Below are 14,605 nucleotides of genomic sequence, written 5' to 3'. Positions count from 1 at the left end.
AACTCTCTAAAGCCGGCTTTTAACGCAGCAGGGCCTACGCGCAACAGACCCTAGACAAGCCCCTACACCGGGTTAGCCGACCATTGTTGCAACCGCACAACGCTCTCACGATAGGGCTTGAGACTCATGCTCAGCAGCACGATTGAACTGAACACGGCGATGCTGGTGACGATCAGCAGCGAGTAGCGCAGCGCCATGTCATCGGCGAATACATAGTCGGTCACCAAGGCCACCGCCGTCGGGCCGATGCCCAGACCGATCAGCGTGATGACAAACAGGTAGATCGCCGAGGCCTGGCCGCGCATCGAGTTGGGCATGATCTCCTGAATCGCCGCCGGAGCCACGCCAAACGGCATGCTCAGGAAAAACACCGCCGGCGCGGTGAGAATCGCCGCCCACAGCGCAGTTTCCATCAACGGGAAGGCCAGCACACAAGGCACCGCGCCAATGGCCGCATACAAGCCGACGCGCATGTTGGCATCGGTGCTGCCGCGCTTGGCCATCCAGTCCGCCAAGCGGCCACCAAACACGATGCCCAGGCAACCAAACACGGCAACAATGCTGCCGTAAATAATCCCCACCTGGCCGGCATCCCAACCATAGGTGCGGATAAAGAAGGTTGGAATCCAGGCTGCACTGCCATAGCCCGCAAACGCCAGACCGGCAAAGCCGAAGTTATGGCACAGCACGGTACGGCGGTTGGCGCGAATATAGCGCCCCACATCAGCCAGCGGCACCGCCACACCAGCACCAGCGCCACGCCGTGTGGGTTCAGTGACGGCCAGCATCAGCAGGGTGAAGACGATCCCGGCCGCGCCCAGAATCAGGAAGATCAGTTGCCACGGACGCACTTCGCCGAGCACCGGCAGCGTCACGTCGCCTTGCGCCGAAGCGAACTGGATCACCAGGCCACCGAGCAAAAACGCCAAGCCCGAGCCCAGGTAAACCCCCATGGAATACACACTAATGGCCGTGGCGCGACGCTCCGCTGGAAAGCTGTCGGCAATCAGCGAATAGGCTGCAGGCGATAACGCCGCCTCGCCCACGCCGACGCCAATGCGGCATAGCAAAAATTGCCAGTACAGCTTGGCCATGCCACACGCGGCGGTGGCCGCACTCCAGAAGATGATGCCGATGGCGATCAAGCCGCGACGGCTTTTGGTATCCGCCAAACGCCCAAGAGGAATACCGCACACGGTATAGAACAGGGCAAAGGACAGCCCCATCAGCAGACTCATCTGCGTGTCGCTGATCATCAGATCACGGCGGATCGGCCCCACCAGCAGGTTGAGAATCTGCCGGTCGATAAACGACAGCACATACGCCACCATCAAAATGGCGACAGTCACCCAGGCGCGGGTGGGTGAGGGGTAGCCGTTATTATTGTTGTTCACTGGCAGTCTCCTCGGCACCGCTGGTGCGGTGCACGACGGTTGAAAGAACTACCAGCTTAGGCCGACATGCTGGGCAAAGAATATTGCCCAGCGCTGTTATCAGTCAGCCGAATGCGCACTGTCGCGCCGCACGAATGACTGTAACAAGGCCTGCGTTTACAGCATCAACGGCGCCCGCTCGCTGAGGGTTTTCAGTGCCGCCACCCAGCTGGGGTGGTCATTCAGGCACGGCACCAACTGCAAGCTTTCACCACCGGCCTCGACAAACTGCTCGCGGCCACGGTCGCCGATTTCTTCCAGGGTTTCGATGCAGTCAGCGACAAACGCGGGGCACATCACCAGCAACTTCTTCACGCCTTGCGCAGCCAGCTCATCCAGGCGCGCTTCGGTGTAGGGCTCGATCCACTTGGCGCGGCCCAGACGTGACTGGAACGACACCGACCACTGCTCAGGCTTAAGGCCCATGCGCTGGGCAAACAGCTCAGCACTGCGCAGGCATTGCGCGCGGTAGCATTTGGCGAGCACTTCAGGCGAAGCCATGCGGCAGCAGTCATCACCCTTGAGGCAGTGACCGCTTGGGTCGAGTTTGTGCAGATGACGCTCGGGCAAGCCATGAAAGCTCAGCAGCAAGTGATCAAAGCCCTGTTCGAGGTGAGGCTTGGCGCTGTCGACCAAGGCGTCGAGGTATTCCGGCTGATCATAAAACGGCTGCAACAGCGAGAAGCGGATCGGCAACTTGTGCTCACTCACCACGCGGCGCGCTTCTTCAATCACCGTGGTGGTGGTGCTGTCGGCAAACTGCGGATAAAGCGGCGCGAGGGTCACTTGGGTGATGCCCTGCGACGCCAATCGATTGAGCACGGTAGTCAATGATGGCTCGCCATAGCGCATGGCCAATTCTACCGGGCCCTGTTTCCAACTGCTTTTCATCGCCTCTTGCAGACGCTTGCTGATGACCACCAGCGGCGAGCCGTCCTCCCACCAGATCGAGGCATAGGCGTGCGCCGAGGCCGCCGGGCGACGGATCAAAATCAACGACACGATCAACCGGCGCAGCGGCCAGGGCACATCAATGACGTAAGGGTCCATCAGGAACTGATTGAGGTAGCTGCGAACATCAGCCACTTTGGTCGAGGCCGGCGAACCCAGGTTTACCAGTAACAAGGCGTGATCGGTCATGCGCAATCCTAATCCGGTTGGCCTAGCAGGTCTGCCAGGGCCGCATCCAAGTGAGTGAAACGAAATGTGAAACCTTGCGCCTGCAAGCGCTTGGGCAGAGCGCGCTGGCCACCCAGCAACAGCACGGAAAGCTCGCCTAAGCCCAGGCGCAAAGCAAACGCCGGTGCTGGCATAAACGCGGGGCGGTGCAACGCGCGGCCCAGGCTTTGGGCAAATTCGCGGTTGCGCACCGGGTTGGGCGCGCTGGCATTATAAGGGCCGCTGGCGGCCTCATGGGTGAGGAGAAAATCAATCAGGGCTATTTGATCGGCCAGGTGAATCCAAGGCATCCACTGCCGGCCATTACCCAGCGGGCCACCCAAGCCCAGCTTGAACGGCAACAACAGGCGCTTGAGAAAACCGCCCTCGCGCGCCAGCACCAGCCCCGTACGCAGCAACACTACGCGCACACCAAATGATTCAGCCCGCTGGGCCGTTTCTTCCCAGGCGCTGCACAGTTGCGCTGCAAAATCTTCGCTAACCGGGGGGCAGTCTTCACTCATTTCACGCTCGCCAGCATCGCCATACCAGCCCACCGCCGAACCCGAGAGCAGCACGCTGGGTTTGTGTGCACGGGTTTCAAGCCAGGCCAACAATTGCTCAGTCAGGCCGATACGGCTGGCCCACAACATGGCTTTGCGTTTGCGCGTCCAGGGGCGGTCGGCAATCGGCGCACCCGCCAGGTTCACAACCGCATCGAGCGGCTCATCGGCCAATTCATCGAGCTGTGCAATGCCACGCACTGCAGCCCCGCATAGGCTGGACACCTGCTGCGGGCGACGGCTCCAAACGGTTAATTGATGGCCTTGCTGCAACCAGTGCTGACACAGCGCGCGACCAATAAGACCCGTACCGCCCGTGATAAGAATGTGCATGACAATGCCCTCATGAGACCGCGACATACGTCGCCCGACACCGTTGTTTGCGCCTTTGTGGCTTCAGCCAGCGGCAGATTGTCTTAACTGTAGGTAGCCGAGTCGTTACGGCACAGCTTATACATAAAATCCATATTGTATAGCTTTTGTCTAAAGCGTAGCCTAGCGAAAGACTTAGTGAGGTACGTCATGAACACTGCTCTACCCATCGCCATTATTGGCACTGGCATTGCCGGTTTATCCGCCGCCCAAACCCTGCATGCCGCAGGCCACAGCGTGCAGTTGTTTGATAAAAGCCGTGGCAGCGGTGGACGCATGGCCAGCAAACGCAGCGATGCCGGTGCGCTGGATCTGGGCGCACAGTACTTCACCGCGCGTGACCGGCGTTTTGTCGATGTGGTGCAAGACTGGCAGACGCGCGGCTGGGTCGCGCAGTGGTCGCCCAGCCTTTACAACTCGCACGACGGCACCTTGGGCGCATCGCCCGACGAACAAGTGCGCTGGGTGGGCAGCCCACGCATGAGCGCCATCACTCGCGCCATGCTCGGCGCATTGCCTGTGACGTTTGATTGCCGCATCACCGAGGTGTTTCGTGGTGAGCAACATTGGCAGTTGGTAGACGCCAACGGCAACAGCCACGGCCCGTTCAGCCATGTCATCGTCGCCGCGCCCGCCCCTCAGGCCAGTGCGTTATTGTCCAGCGCACCGAAACTGGCGGCCGCTGCGGCCAGCGTGGCCATGGATCCGACCTGGGCCGTCGCACTGGCATTCTCCACACCGCTGCAAACCCCGGTCGAAGGTTGCTTTGTACGTGGCGGGCCGTTGGATTGGCTGGCGCGCAACCGCAGCAAACCCGGCCGCGACAGCCAGCTTGATACCTGGGTGCTGCATGCCACCAGCCAATGGACCAAGCAGCACCTGGATCTTTCTAAAGAAACGGTGATTGAACAGTTGCTGGGCGCTTTTGCCGAATTGATCGGCTGCACAGTACTGGCACCGACGCTCAGCCTGGCGCATCGCTGGCTTTACGCGCGCCCAGCCAGCGCACACCAGTGGGGCGTGTTGGCGGATGCTGACCTGGGCATTTATGCCTGTGGCGACTGGTGCCTTTCCGGGCGTGTCGAAGGGGCCTGGCTGAGTGGCCATGAGGCGGCACGTCGCCTGCTGGATCACCTGCAATGAGCGGCCGGGCAACCTCCGCCGCTGCCCGGCACCGGCTCAACCCGCGCAAGCTGCTGCTGTCCAAATGGACAGCCACGCAGCCCAAGAACCGTGAAAAGCACTTCCTCGTCACCGAACTGATTTGTGATGAGGAAGGCACGGTGCTTGCTGTCGAATTACAGGCCGTGCTCAGCAAACGCACCGAGCAAATGGACTGGCGCACCTTGGAAAACCCCGAGCACTGGCGCATGGGCTGGGCGTAACACGACCACACACAAAGCCATACAGTAGTTGTACAAATATATTGACTTGTACAATTACAGACCTATTATGAACTCAAGTTGTACATTTATCTGAATCTGTACAAGTCGAGATCAGAGGTCGCCATGAGTCAATCCCTACCTGCCACCGCCAAACCCAAACTGGGCATCAGTGCCTGCCTGCTGGGCAACGAAGTTCGCTACAACGGCGGTCATAAGGAGTCGCGACTGTGCAGCCGCACCCTGACAGAGCACTTTGACTTCGTACCGGTTTGCCCGGAAGTCGGCATCGGCATGAGCGTGCCGCGTGAGCCCATCCGCCTGGTCGGCGACCCGAACGCTCCGCGCGCTGTAGGCACCGTCAACCGTGAGATGGATGTTACCGCCCCGCTCACGGCTTATGGCGAGCAAATGGCCGGCGAACTCACCGACATTTGTGGCTACATCTTTATGCAGCAGTCGCCCTCCTGCGGCCTGCACCGGGTCAAGGTTTATCAGGACAATGGTCGTCCCAGCGAGCCTGGTCGCGGTTTGTTCGCCCAAGCATTCTGCGCGCGCCACCCTAACCTGCCGGTGGAAGAAGACGGCCGCCTGAACGACCCAATCCTGCGTGAAAACTTCATCACCCGCGTGTTCGCCTACTCCGAATGGCAACAATTGCTGCGTGACGGCATCAGCCGTAAAGGCTTGATTGAGTTCCACTCGCGCTACAAATACCTGCTCATGGCCACCAACCCAGTGCAGTACAAACAACTGGGGCGCATGCTCGGCAACATCGGCCAGCAAGACCTCGGTGAAATAGCCACGCGGTACTTCAGCGAACTGATGAGCGCCCTGAAAAGCTGCGCTACCCGCCGCACCCACAGCAATGTGCTGCAACACCTCAGCGGCTACCTTAAACAAGCGCTGAGCAGCGAAGAGAAGCAGGAAATGCAGCAACTGATCGGCCAGTACCGCCATGGTGTGGTGCCACTGGTGGTGCCCATGACGCTGCTCAAGCACCACTTCCGCCGCCACCCCGATACGTACATTGCGCAGCAGGTTTATCTGCAACCGCACCCGGAAAACCTCAGTCTGCGTAATGCCCTATGAGTCTTGAACCAATGATCGACGGCGCAGCTGCCGATGACTATCAAGCGGCCATTGCCCAAGGCTTTATGCCGATCCGTGATGTGGCGCGTATTACCGGCGTCAACGCCGTTACCCTGCGTGCGTGGGAGCGCCGTTACGGGCTGATCGTGCCGCACCGCACGCCCAAAGGGCATCGGCTGTATTCGGATGAACACGTAGCGCGTATCCAGGCGATCCTCACCTGGCTTAACCGTGGTGTTTCCGTCAGCCAGGTCAAAGGCTTATTGCGTTCTAATCAAGCCGCACCCGCTGAGGCCAGCTCGCAATGGGAAAGCAAGCGCCAGCTGTTGCAACAGGCTATCTGCAACCTGAATGAGCGCCGCCTCGACGACTGCTTTAACAGCGAGCTGGCACTCTACCCGCCGCATACCCTCTGCCAGCAATTGCTTATGCCCTTGCTCGAAGACCTTGAACTGCGCTGGCGAAACCAGTTCGGCGCACAAGCCGAGCGGGTGTTTTTTTACTCCTGGCTGCGCAGCAAACTCGGCGCACGCCTGTACCACAACAACCGCCAGTACAACGGCGCACCGCTGCTGTTGATCAACGTCTCCGACCTGCCCATGGCCCCCGGCTTGTGGTTGACCGCCTGGTTGGCCAGTAGCGCCGGCTGCGCCGTTGATGTGTTTGACTGGCCACTACCGCCCACCGAACTGGCTCTGGCGGTTGAGCATATCCAGCCGCGTGCAGTGCTGTTGTATTCAAGCCAGGCGCTCAATGGCACTCACCTGCAACGCCTGCTGGGCGGTTACGACTGCCCATGTCTGCTGGTCGGCCAGGTGGTGCAAATCCACGCGGATGAACTGCAGGGCATCACTCAGCAGAATGCCGAGCTAAGCCTGGCCGCCGACCCGCTGGCCGCGCTGCACAGCCTTACCGACCTTAATTTGCTGCACAGCTGACAGGATTCCCCATGCTGCAATTAATGTGGTTGCGCACCGACCTGCGCGTGCAAGACAACACCGCACTGGCGGCGGCCATGGCCAACGGCCCTACGGTGGCGGTCTACCTGCTCAGCCCGGCGCAGTGGATGATTCACGACGACGCGCCCAGCAAAGTTGATTTCTGGCTGCGCAACCTTAAAGAGTTGTCAGTCGAACTGGGCAAACTCAATGTCCCCCTGCTGGTTCGCCAAGCCGATCATTGGCACGAAGCCGCGTCGGTAATTGGCGAGCTGTGCCAAACCCTGCGCGTCACGCAGGTACACGTTAATCAGGAATACGGTGTACACGAAACCCGTCGTGATCAGGCGGTGGCGGCAGCATTGGCAGCGCAGGATGTTGGCTTTAGCAGCCACTTGGATCAGCTGTTCTTCACCCCTGGCAGCGTCCTGACCAAATCTGGCAGCTACTTTCAGGTGTACAGCCAGTTCCGCAAGGTCTGCTATCAGCGCCTGCACACTCAGCTGCCCGCGCGCGTGGCCACGCCCCACCCTCAAGCGGCCCTGCAGGTGACCAGCGATGCCATCCCCAGCCAGATCGCCGGTTTTGCCACGCCCTCGCAAGCACTGCGCGACCTCTGGCCAGCGGGTGAGTTTGAGGCGCAGCGCCGCCTGACTGCGTTTGCCGATGAGCAAATTGATTTCTACCAAACCGCCCGAGACTTCCCCGCACAGCCCGGCACCAGCCAGCTCTCGGCCTACCTGGCAGCGGGCGTGATCTCACCGCGCCAGTGCCTACATGCTGCTCTGGAGGTGAATCAGGGCGAGTTCGACACCGGCAGCAGTGGCGTGGTGACTTGGATTAACGAGCTGCTCTGGCGCGAGTTCTACAAACACATTCTGGTGGGTTACCCGCGCGTTTCCATGCACCGCGCCTTTCGCCCGGAAACCGAAGCCGTGGCTTGGCGTGACGCCCCGCGCGAACTGAAAGCCTGGCAGGAAGGCCGCACCGGCTTCCCCATCATCGATGCCGCCATGCGCCAGTTGCTGGAAACCGGCTGGATGCACAACCGCCTGCGCATGATTGTGGCCATGTTCTTGACCAAGAATCTGCTGATCGATTGGCGCGAAGGCGAGCGCTTTTTTATGCGTCATCTGATCGATGGCGATCTGGCGGCGAACAACGGTGGCTGGCAGTGGAGTTCGTCCACCGGCACCGATTCAGCGCCCTATTTCCGCATTTTCAACCCGCTCAGCCAGTCGCAGAAATTCGACCCGGATGGCCGCTTTATCCGCCACTGGATACCCGAATTGGTTGGCCTGAACAAAAGCAATATCCACAATCCTGCGGCCATGGGCGGTTTGTTTGGCATTGCTGATTACCCAGCGCCGATTGTCGACCTGAGCAAAAGCCGCGCGCGCGCCCTGGCCGCATTCAAAAACCTGCCGCACTTTGCCGGCGAGGAGGTGTTATGAGCGATTACCTGCGCCAGTTCGCCCACGACTTTGCCGCGCTGAACAAAGACAACCTGCATTTACTCGGCAAGCTCTACAGCGACGACGCCCTGTTCTGCGACCCGCTGCATGAGGTGCGTGGCCTAAGCAATATGCAGCGTTACTTCGGCGAGATGTACGCCAATGTCAGCGAACTGCGCTTCGACTTCTATGGCTTTGATCAGGTGCGCGACGGTGAAGGCTACCTGCGCTGGACCATGAGTTACCGCCATCCGCGTTTGGCTGGCGGCCAACTGATCCGGGTTGAAGGCTGCTCGCACCTCTTGTGGCAGGATAAGGTCTATCGTCACCGAGACTATTTCGACGCCGGCAGCCTGCTCTATGAGCACCTGCCCTTACTCGGCTCGGCAATACGCTGGCTGAAACGGAGGTTGGCATGAACGCAAACGCACGGCGTATTTGGTTAACAGGGGCCAGCAGCGGCATTGGCGCGGCACTGGCCGAACAACTGCTCGCCCAAGGTCATCGACTGGCACTCAGCGCACGCAGCGTCGAACCGCTGCAAGCGCTTGCCAAGCGCTATCCGCAGCAGGTGCTGGTAGTCGCTGGCGACCTCAGTGACGCCACTCAAGTCCGCGCTATTGGCGAGCACATTGCCCAAGTCTGGGGTGCGCTGGACTGCGCCATTCTCAATGCAGGCACTTGTGAATATGTTGAGGTCAGCGCATTTGAAGCAGCCATGGTCGAGCGTGTAATGCGCGCCAATCTGTTTTCTGCCAGTTACTGCATCGAGGCCGCCCTGCCCTTGCTGCGTTTGGGTAACAGTCCGCACTTGGTCGGTGTTAGCAGCTCAGTAACCTTTATGCCGCTGCCACGCGCCGAAGCCTATGGCGCATCCAAGGCGGCCATGCGTTACCTGTTTGAAGCACTGCGCATCGATCTGAAGGCAGAAAAAATCGCCGTCACCTTGGTCAGCCCTGGTTTCGTCGACACCCCGCTGACGCAGAAAAATGATTTCCCCATGCCCATGCGCTGGCCGGTGGACAAGGCCGCTGGCTACATAGCCCAGCGCCTGGATCAGCAACCTTTTGAAATCGCCTTCCCTGGCCCATTTATTGTCATTCTCAAACTGCTCGGCCATCTTCCCAAGCGTATGCAGGTGGCCATCGGCGCCCGCATGGCCCGCGCAGAAGCCAAGACCTAAGGACAGCCCATGAAAATTGCCATTATCGGCAGCGGCATTGCCGGCCTCACCAGCGCCTACCTGCTCAACCGCCGCCACGAGATCACGGTGTTTGAAGCCAGCGACTGGATTGGCGGTCATACCCACACCGTTGATGTTGAGGTGAACGGGCAGCGGTACGCCGTGGACACCGGCTTTATTGTGTTCAACGACTGGACCTACCCGAACTTTATCCGCCTGCTTAGCCAGTTGGGCGTAGGGTTCAAGGACACCGAAATGAGCTTTTCGGTCAGCGATCCGCTGACTGGCGTGGAGTACAACGGGCATAGCCTCAACACCTTGTTTGCCCAGCGCCGCAACCTGTTTTCACCCAAGTTTATTGGCATGGTGCGCGACATCCTGCGCTTTAACCGCGAAGCCCTGCTGGACCTCAACAACCAGCGCATCGCCGCCGACATGACCCTCGGTGACTACCTGAAGGCCAATGCGTACAGCGAGCGTTTTATCCAGCATTACATCGTGCCTATGGGCGCGGCGATCTGGTCGATGTCACTGGCGGACATGCTTGGTTTTCCGCTGCAATTCTTCGTGCGCTTTTTCAAGAATCACGGCCTGCTCTCGGTCAGCGACCGGCCGCAGTGGTGTGTGATTGAAGGCGGCTCCAGCAGCTACATCGCGCCCCTGACCGAGTCATTTCGCGAGAAGATCCGCCTCAACTGCCCAGTCACACGCGTAGAGCGCGACGCCGATGGCGTGATCGTGCACAGCAATGCTGGCATTGAGCGCTTCGACAAGGTGGTGTTTGCCTGCCACAGCGATCAAGCACTTGGCTTGCTGGCGCAGCCGAGCGACACCGAGCAATCCATCCTCGGCGCGCTGCCGTATGCCGATAACGACGTGGTGCTGCACACCGATACCCGCCTGCTGCCCAAACGGCCGATGGCTTGGGCCAGTTGGAACTACCGATTGGGCGGGCCTGTGGATCAGCCCGCCGCCGTCACCTATGACATGAACATCCTGCAAGGCATCCAGAGTGACAGCACCTTCTGCGTCAGCCTGAACCAGACAGCCGCCATCGACCCAAACAAAATTCTCGCGCGCTTTACCTACGCTCACCCGCAATACAGCCTGGACGGCATGGCGGCGCAAGCGCGCTGGCAAGAACTGCTCGGCGCCAACCACAGTTACTTCTGCGGTGCTTACTGGGCCAGCGGCTTCCATGAAGACGGCGTGGTCAGCGCATTGCGCGTGGCCCGTGAATTTGGTGAGTCGTTGTAATGAGCACGATCGTCAACAGCGCCTTGTACAGCGGCTGGGTGCAGCACCGGCGATTTGCGCCGCGCCAGCACAACTTCCGCTATCGCATGGGCTTGCTGTACCTCGACCTGAGCGAGCAAGACGCGGTGCTGGCCCTGTCGCCGCTGGCCGGCCGTGGACGCTTTGCGCCGTTTGCCTTTCGTGAAACCGACTACCTGCCGCAGTTCACCACGGTTGGCATGTCACTGATCGATGCCGTTCGGCAGCGCGTGACTCAAGCGCTTGGCCGCACGCCTTTGGGCGCGATTTGCCTGCTGACCCAACCGCGTAGCTGGGGCTTGAGTTTTAATCCGGCCAGCTTCTTCTACTGCCACGAGGCGGACGGGCGGTTGGCGGCGATTCTTTGCGAAGTCAGCAACACGCCGTTCCGTGAGCGCTACCACTATGTGCTGCCCGCCGAGGGCGATGGCCATCTGCACGTGGCCGTGGCCAAGGCGTTTCATGTTTCGCCGTTTTTACCGCGCGAGCTGGAATACCGCATGAGTTTCAGCCCAGCCGGCGAGCGCTTAGGTATTCACATGGCCGACTGGCAAGCCGATGAAAAACTCTTCGATGCCAGCCTCAGTCTGCACCGTACACCGCTCAACCGCAGCAGCCTGCATCACTACCTGCTGCAGTTCCCCTGGATGACCGGCAAGACCGTCGCCGCCATTTACTGGCAAGCGCTGCGCCTGCTGCTCAAACGCATTCCCCTTTTCACTCATCGGGCCGCAGAAGGTGATTTCCGCGTTGCCCGCACCGCATCAAAGGATGTATCCCATGAAAAGCTCTAGCCTGACCTCCGCCAAACATGTTGTGCGTGCCGGCAGCGGTATCGGTGCCAGCCTGTTGCGCCGCGCCGTGATGCGCCAACTCAAGCAGCTGCGTCATGGCCAGTTGGTGATTGTGGAAGGCGACGAGCGCATGGAGTTCGGCGACCCTCACTCCAACCTGTGCGCAGAAATCCACGTGCAGGATGGTGCAGTGTGGGGCCTGGTCGCGGGTAATGGCTCGATTGGCTCGGGTGAAGCCTATATCCACGGTTACTGGACATCGCCAGACCTGACGGCGGTGGTTCGCGTATTTGTCAGCAACCTGGATGTACTCGACGCCATGGAAAGCGGCCTGGCGCAGCTCGGTCGCCCGCTTGTCCAAGGGCTGCACTGGCTCAATCGCAACACGCGCAAAGGTTCGCGCAAGAACATCTCGGCGCACTACGACCTGGGCAATGACCTGTTTGAACAGTTCCTCGACCCAACCATGATGTACTCGGCGGCCATGTTTAAAAGCGCTGACGACAGCCTTGAGCAGGCGCAGTTGAATAAACTTGAGCGCATCTGCCAGAAGCTCGCGCTCAAGCCCAGTGATCACCTGCTGGAAATCGGCACCGGCTGGGGCAGCATGGCCATCTACGCGGCCACCCACTACGGCTGCAAAGTCACCACCACCACGCTGTCACGCGAGCAGTTCGCCTACACCGAACGACGCATCAAACAGCAAGGGCTGGAAGGGCAAATCACCCTGCTGCTGGAGGATTACCGCGACCTGCGCGGCCAGTACGACAAGCTGGTGTCCATCGAGATGATCGAAGCCGTGGGCCATCGCTTCCTGCCCACCTACTTCCAGCAATGCGCCAACCTGCTCAAGCCCGACGGGCTGATGTTGCTGCAGGCCATCACCATTCGTGACCAGCGCTATGAGCAGGCGAAGAACGCCGTCGATTTTATCCAGCGCTACATTTTCCCCGGTGGCGCATTGCCGTCGGTAAACAAAATGCTGGAAATCATCACTGCCAAGACCGACATGAACCTGCACCACATGGAAGACTTCGGCCTGCACTACGCGCGCACGCTGCGCATCTGGCACGACAACCTGCGCCATGCCCGGCACAAGCTGGAGCAACAGGGCTACGACGATTACTTCTTCCGCCTGTGGGAGTTCTACCTGTGCTATTGCGAGGGCGGCTTTATCGAGCGCACCATCGGCACCGCGCAATTGCTGCTGGCCAAACCCGCCGCGCGCCCTGCCCCTCTGCTAGGAAACTTTGATGGCTAAGTTGATCGTCAACACCCTGCTGTTTCAGCTTGGCTGGTTCGCCAGCGTGTTTGGTGGCGACAGCCTGTGGCTGTTGGTGGCCTTGGCCGTCGTACTGGTGCACCTGCTGTGGACCAGCAGTTGGGCGGCCGAAGGCAAACTGCTGGTCAGCGTGTTTATTGTTGGCAGCGCCCTGGACAGTTTTTTACTGAACATGGGGGTGTTTGATTTCGGTGAACCACGCGTGCTGGTCCCACTCTGGCTGGCCAGCCTGTGGCTGCTGCTGGCCACCACTCTAAACCACTGCATGGCCTGGACAGCCCAACCCTGGTGGCGTGGCAGCCTGCTTGGCGCGATTGTAGCCCCGCTCTCCTATTACGCGGGTGCACAGATTGCTGGCGTCGGCCTGCCCTATGGCACCTGGCAGACCCTGCTGCTGCTCGCCGTAATTTGGGCGCTGGTGATGCCCGTGCTGCATGGCTTTGCCAAACTCTATCGAGCGCAATACGAGCAGACGCTGAGAACCCGTCAATCGGCCTAGGCTAAGCTGGGGCCGCATTGGTTGAGCGCAACGAAGGCGCAATAAACAGGCATTCCCTATTGAGTCCTATGCTTCTGCGCAAATCCCGTGACTTGGTTGGGTGGATGAGGCTTCACCCATCCACCCAACATCGACCGCTACGCCGCACTCACACCATTGGCGTAAACTGCGCGGCATGAGCGAGAACATCCCCCATACCCAGTTGCCTAACGAAGAAGCCGTCAGTTGCTCCAACTGCGCCGCTTGCTGCTGCCAGCTGGAAGTCATGCTGATCACCGACACCGGCGTACCGCCCCGCTATATCGACACGGATGACTGGGGTGGCGAAGTGATGCTGCGCTTGGACGATGGCTGGTGCGCTGCGCTGGACCGTAACAGCATGCGCTGCACCATCTACGAAGTTCGCCCACTGATCTGCCGCGAATTTGAAACCGCCTCGCCGGAATGCCTCGACGAGCGCAAAGGCATGGGCAGCATCTACCGCTAAAGCTGCTGGGCTACCTAGCATTGCGCCAGCCAGGAGACAGTGGAACGCTGAGACGGGAAAAGGTCATTAAAAAACCGGACTGTGATCCGGTTTTTTAATGACTGCAGGCGTCAGAAGCTCATGCGGTAATGCAGGGTGTAATTTTCGACACCTTGGTTCGGCTGTTTGATGCCCGCATTGGAGTAGTGCAGCGCACGAATACCGATTTCCTGGCCGGCGAAGCGCACGCCCACGCCGAGACGGTCTTCAAACTGGAATGAAGTGGCCAGGTCGTTATCTTCCAATTCAGTGCTGCTAAACGCCGCCACACCGATCCCAGCCTCGATATAGGGTTTGAAACGCTCGCCGGCAAACTCATAAACGAACACCGGGCTGAACGAGACGCTGTGGTTACTAGCAGTTAGATCGCCTTCCCAGTAGGTGTAGCCGGCATCCCAATAACCGGTCAGGCGACCCACATCACTGGCAAACCAACTGCGCTTGAAATCGAACTGCGCCCCCAGCCGGTAGGTCATGATCGAGTCACCGGTTTGCCCAATGGCCACACTCAGGTCCATCGCCTGCGCAGCACCCAACTGCCCCCATGCCAACGCCGCCGCAGCGGCCAAGGTCAGTACTTTTCTCATGCCAATTTCCTTTCAGGCCAAGTTAGAAACCATTTGTAACAGCACGAGTATAGGTAGCTTTAGCGCG

16 protein-coding genes are annotated in these 14,605 nt (G+C 59.8%); 12 read left to right on the top strand and 4 right to left on the bottom strand.

Going from position 1 to position 14,605, the window contains the following annotated elements; all coding sequences use genetic code 11:
* Positions 1-62 precede the first annotated feature (62 nt).
* The 3 genes from AUK77_RS11420 to AUK77_RS11410 all read right to left on the bottom strand — a co-directional run bounded on the left by AUK77_RS11420 (position 63) and on the right by AUK77_RS11410 (position 3,487).
* Positions 63-1,394 carry an MFS transporter gene (locus tag AUK77_RS11420; protein ID WP_296129708.1) on the bottom strand — a complete coding sequence of 444 codons (1,332 nt, stop codon included), beginning with the start codon at positions 1,392-1,394 and terminating at the stop codon, positions 63-65.
* 156 nt (positions 1,395-1,550) lie between these two features.
* On the bottom strand, positions 1,551-2,573 hold the full coding sequence (gene hemH, locus AUK77_RS11415) for a ferrochelatase (protein WP_296129706.1): 1,023 nt from the start codon (positions 2,571-2,573) through the stop codon (positions 1,551-1,553).
* Between the two features lie 8 nt (positions 2,574-2,581).
* Positions 2,582-3,487, bottom strand: a complete 906-nt coding sequence (locus tag AUK77_RS11410) for a TIGR01777 family oxidoreductase (RefSeq protein ID WP_296129704.1) — start codon at positions 3,485-3,487, stop codon at positions 2,582-2,584.
* A gap of 189 nt (positions 3,488-3,676) precedes the next feature.
* On the opposite strand from AUK77_RS11410, the gene AUK77_RS11405 reads away from it, so the two are divergent.
* The 12 genes from AUK77_RS11405 (at position 3,677) to AUK77_RS11350 (ending at position 13,912) form a co-directional block, all read left to right on the top strand.
* On the top strand, positions 3,677-4,669 hold the full coding sequence (locus tag AUK77_RS11405; RefSeq protein WP_296129701.1) for an NAD(P)/FAD-dependent oxidoreductase: 993 nt from the start codon (positions 3,677-3,679) through the stop codon (positions 4,667-4,669).
* A complete protein-coding gene (locus AUK77_RS11400) occupies positions 4,666-4,911 on the top strand; it encodes a TIGR02450 family Trp-rich protein (RefSeq protein ID WP_296129699.1) in 246 nt (81 codons plus the stop codon). Before AUK77_RS11405 ends, AUK77_RS11400 begins: the two co-directional genes overlap by 4 nt.
* Positions 4,912-5,034: 123 nt before the next feature.
* Complete coding sequence (locus AUK77_RS11395) at positions 5,035-6,000, top strand: 2-thiouracil desulfurase family protein (protein WP_296129696.1); 966 nt, start codon at positions 5,035-5,037, stop codon at positions 5,998-6,000.
* Positions 6,001-6,011: 11 nt separating this feature from the next.
* Complete coding sequence (locus AUK77_RS11390) at positions 6,012-6,938, top strand: MerR family transcriptional regulator (protein WP_296129748.1); 927 nt, start codon at positions 6,012-6,014, stop codon at positions 6,936-6,938.
* 14 nt (positions 6,939-6,952) lie between these two features.
* Complete coding sequence (gene phrB, locus AUK77_RS11385; protein WP_296129747.1) at positions 6,953-8,392, top strand: deoxyribodipyrimidine photo-lyase; 1,440 nt, start codon at positions 6,953-6,955, stop codon at positions 8,390-8,392.
* Positions 8,389-8,811, top strand: a complete 423-nt coding sequence (locus AUK77_RS11380) for a nuclear transport factor 2 family protein (RefSeq protein ID WP_296129694.1) — start codon at positions 8,389-8,391, stop codon at positions 8,809-8,811. The genes phrB and AUK77_RS11380 overlap by 4 nt, the downstream gene beginning before the upstream one ends.
* Positions 8,808-9,575 (top strand): SDR family NAD(P)-dependent oxidoreductase, encoded by a 768-nt coding sequence (locus AUK77_RS11375; RefSeq protein WP_296129691.1) that lies wholly within the window; start codon positions 8,808-8,810, stop codon positions 9,573-9,575. The genes AUK77_RS11380 and AUK77_RS11375 overlap by 4 nt, the downstream gene beginning before the upstream one ends.
* Positions 9,576-9,584: 9 nt before the next feature.
* Entirely contained in the window at positions 9,585-10,832 is a 1,248-nt protein-coding gene (locus AUK77_RS11370; protein ID WP_296129688.1) for an FAD-dependent oxidoreductase, read from the top strand.
* Complete coding sequence (locus tag AUK77_RS11365; RefSeq protein ID WP_296129685.1) at positions 10,832-11,644, top strand: DUF1365 domain-containing protein; 813 nt, start codon at positions 10,832-10,834, stop codon at positions 11,642-11,644. Before AUK77_RS11370 ends, AUK77_RS11365 begins: the two co-directional genes overlap by 1 nt.
* Complete coding sequence (locus AUK77_RS11360; RefSeq protein WP_296129683.1) at positions 11,631-12,905, top strand: cyclopropane-fatty-acyl-phospholipid synthase family protein; 1,275 nt, start codon at positions 11,631-11,633, stop codon at positions 12,903-12,905. Before AUK77_RS11365 ends, AUK77_RS11360 begins: the two co-directional genes overlap by 14 nt.
* Complete coding sequence (locus tag AUK77_RS11355) at positions 12,898-13,425, top strand: DUF2878 domain-containing protein (RefSeq protein WP_296129681.1); 528 nt, start codon at positions 12,898-12,900, stop codon at positions 13,423-13,425. Before AUK77_RS11360 ends, AUK77_RS11355 begins: the two co-directional genes overlap by 8 nt.
* Before the next feature lie 175 nt (positions 13,426-13,600).
* Positions 13,601-13,912 (top strand): YkgJ family cysteine cluster protein, encoded by a 312-nt coding sequence (locus AUK77_RS11350; RefSeq protein WP_296129678.1) that lies wholly within the window; start codon positions 13,601-13,603, stop codon positions 13,910-13,912.
* Between the two features lie 110 nt (positions 13,913-14,022).
* Here the strand turns inward: AUK77_RS11350 and AUK77_RS11345 are convergent, their stop codons facing one another.
* The gene (locus AUK77_RS11345) at positions 14,023-14,538 is read right to left on the bottom strand and encodes an acyloxyacyl hydrolase (RefSeq protein WP_296129673.1); all 516 of its coding nucleotides are present in this window, start codon (positions 14,536-14,538) and stop codon (positions 14,023-14,025) included.
* Positions 14,539-14,605: the final 67 nt, after the last annotated feature.

The sequence above is a fragment of the Pseudomonas sp. Ga0074129 genome (genome assembly GCA_001465025.1).
Classification (GTDB): Bacteria; Pseudomonadota; Gammaproteobacteria; order Pseudomonadales; family Pseudomonadaceae; genus Aquipseudomonas.
The sequence above is the reverse complement of the archived record's forward strand: the minus strand, read 5'-3'. Positions and strand labels throughout refer to the sequence as shown.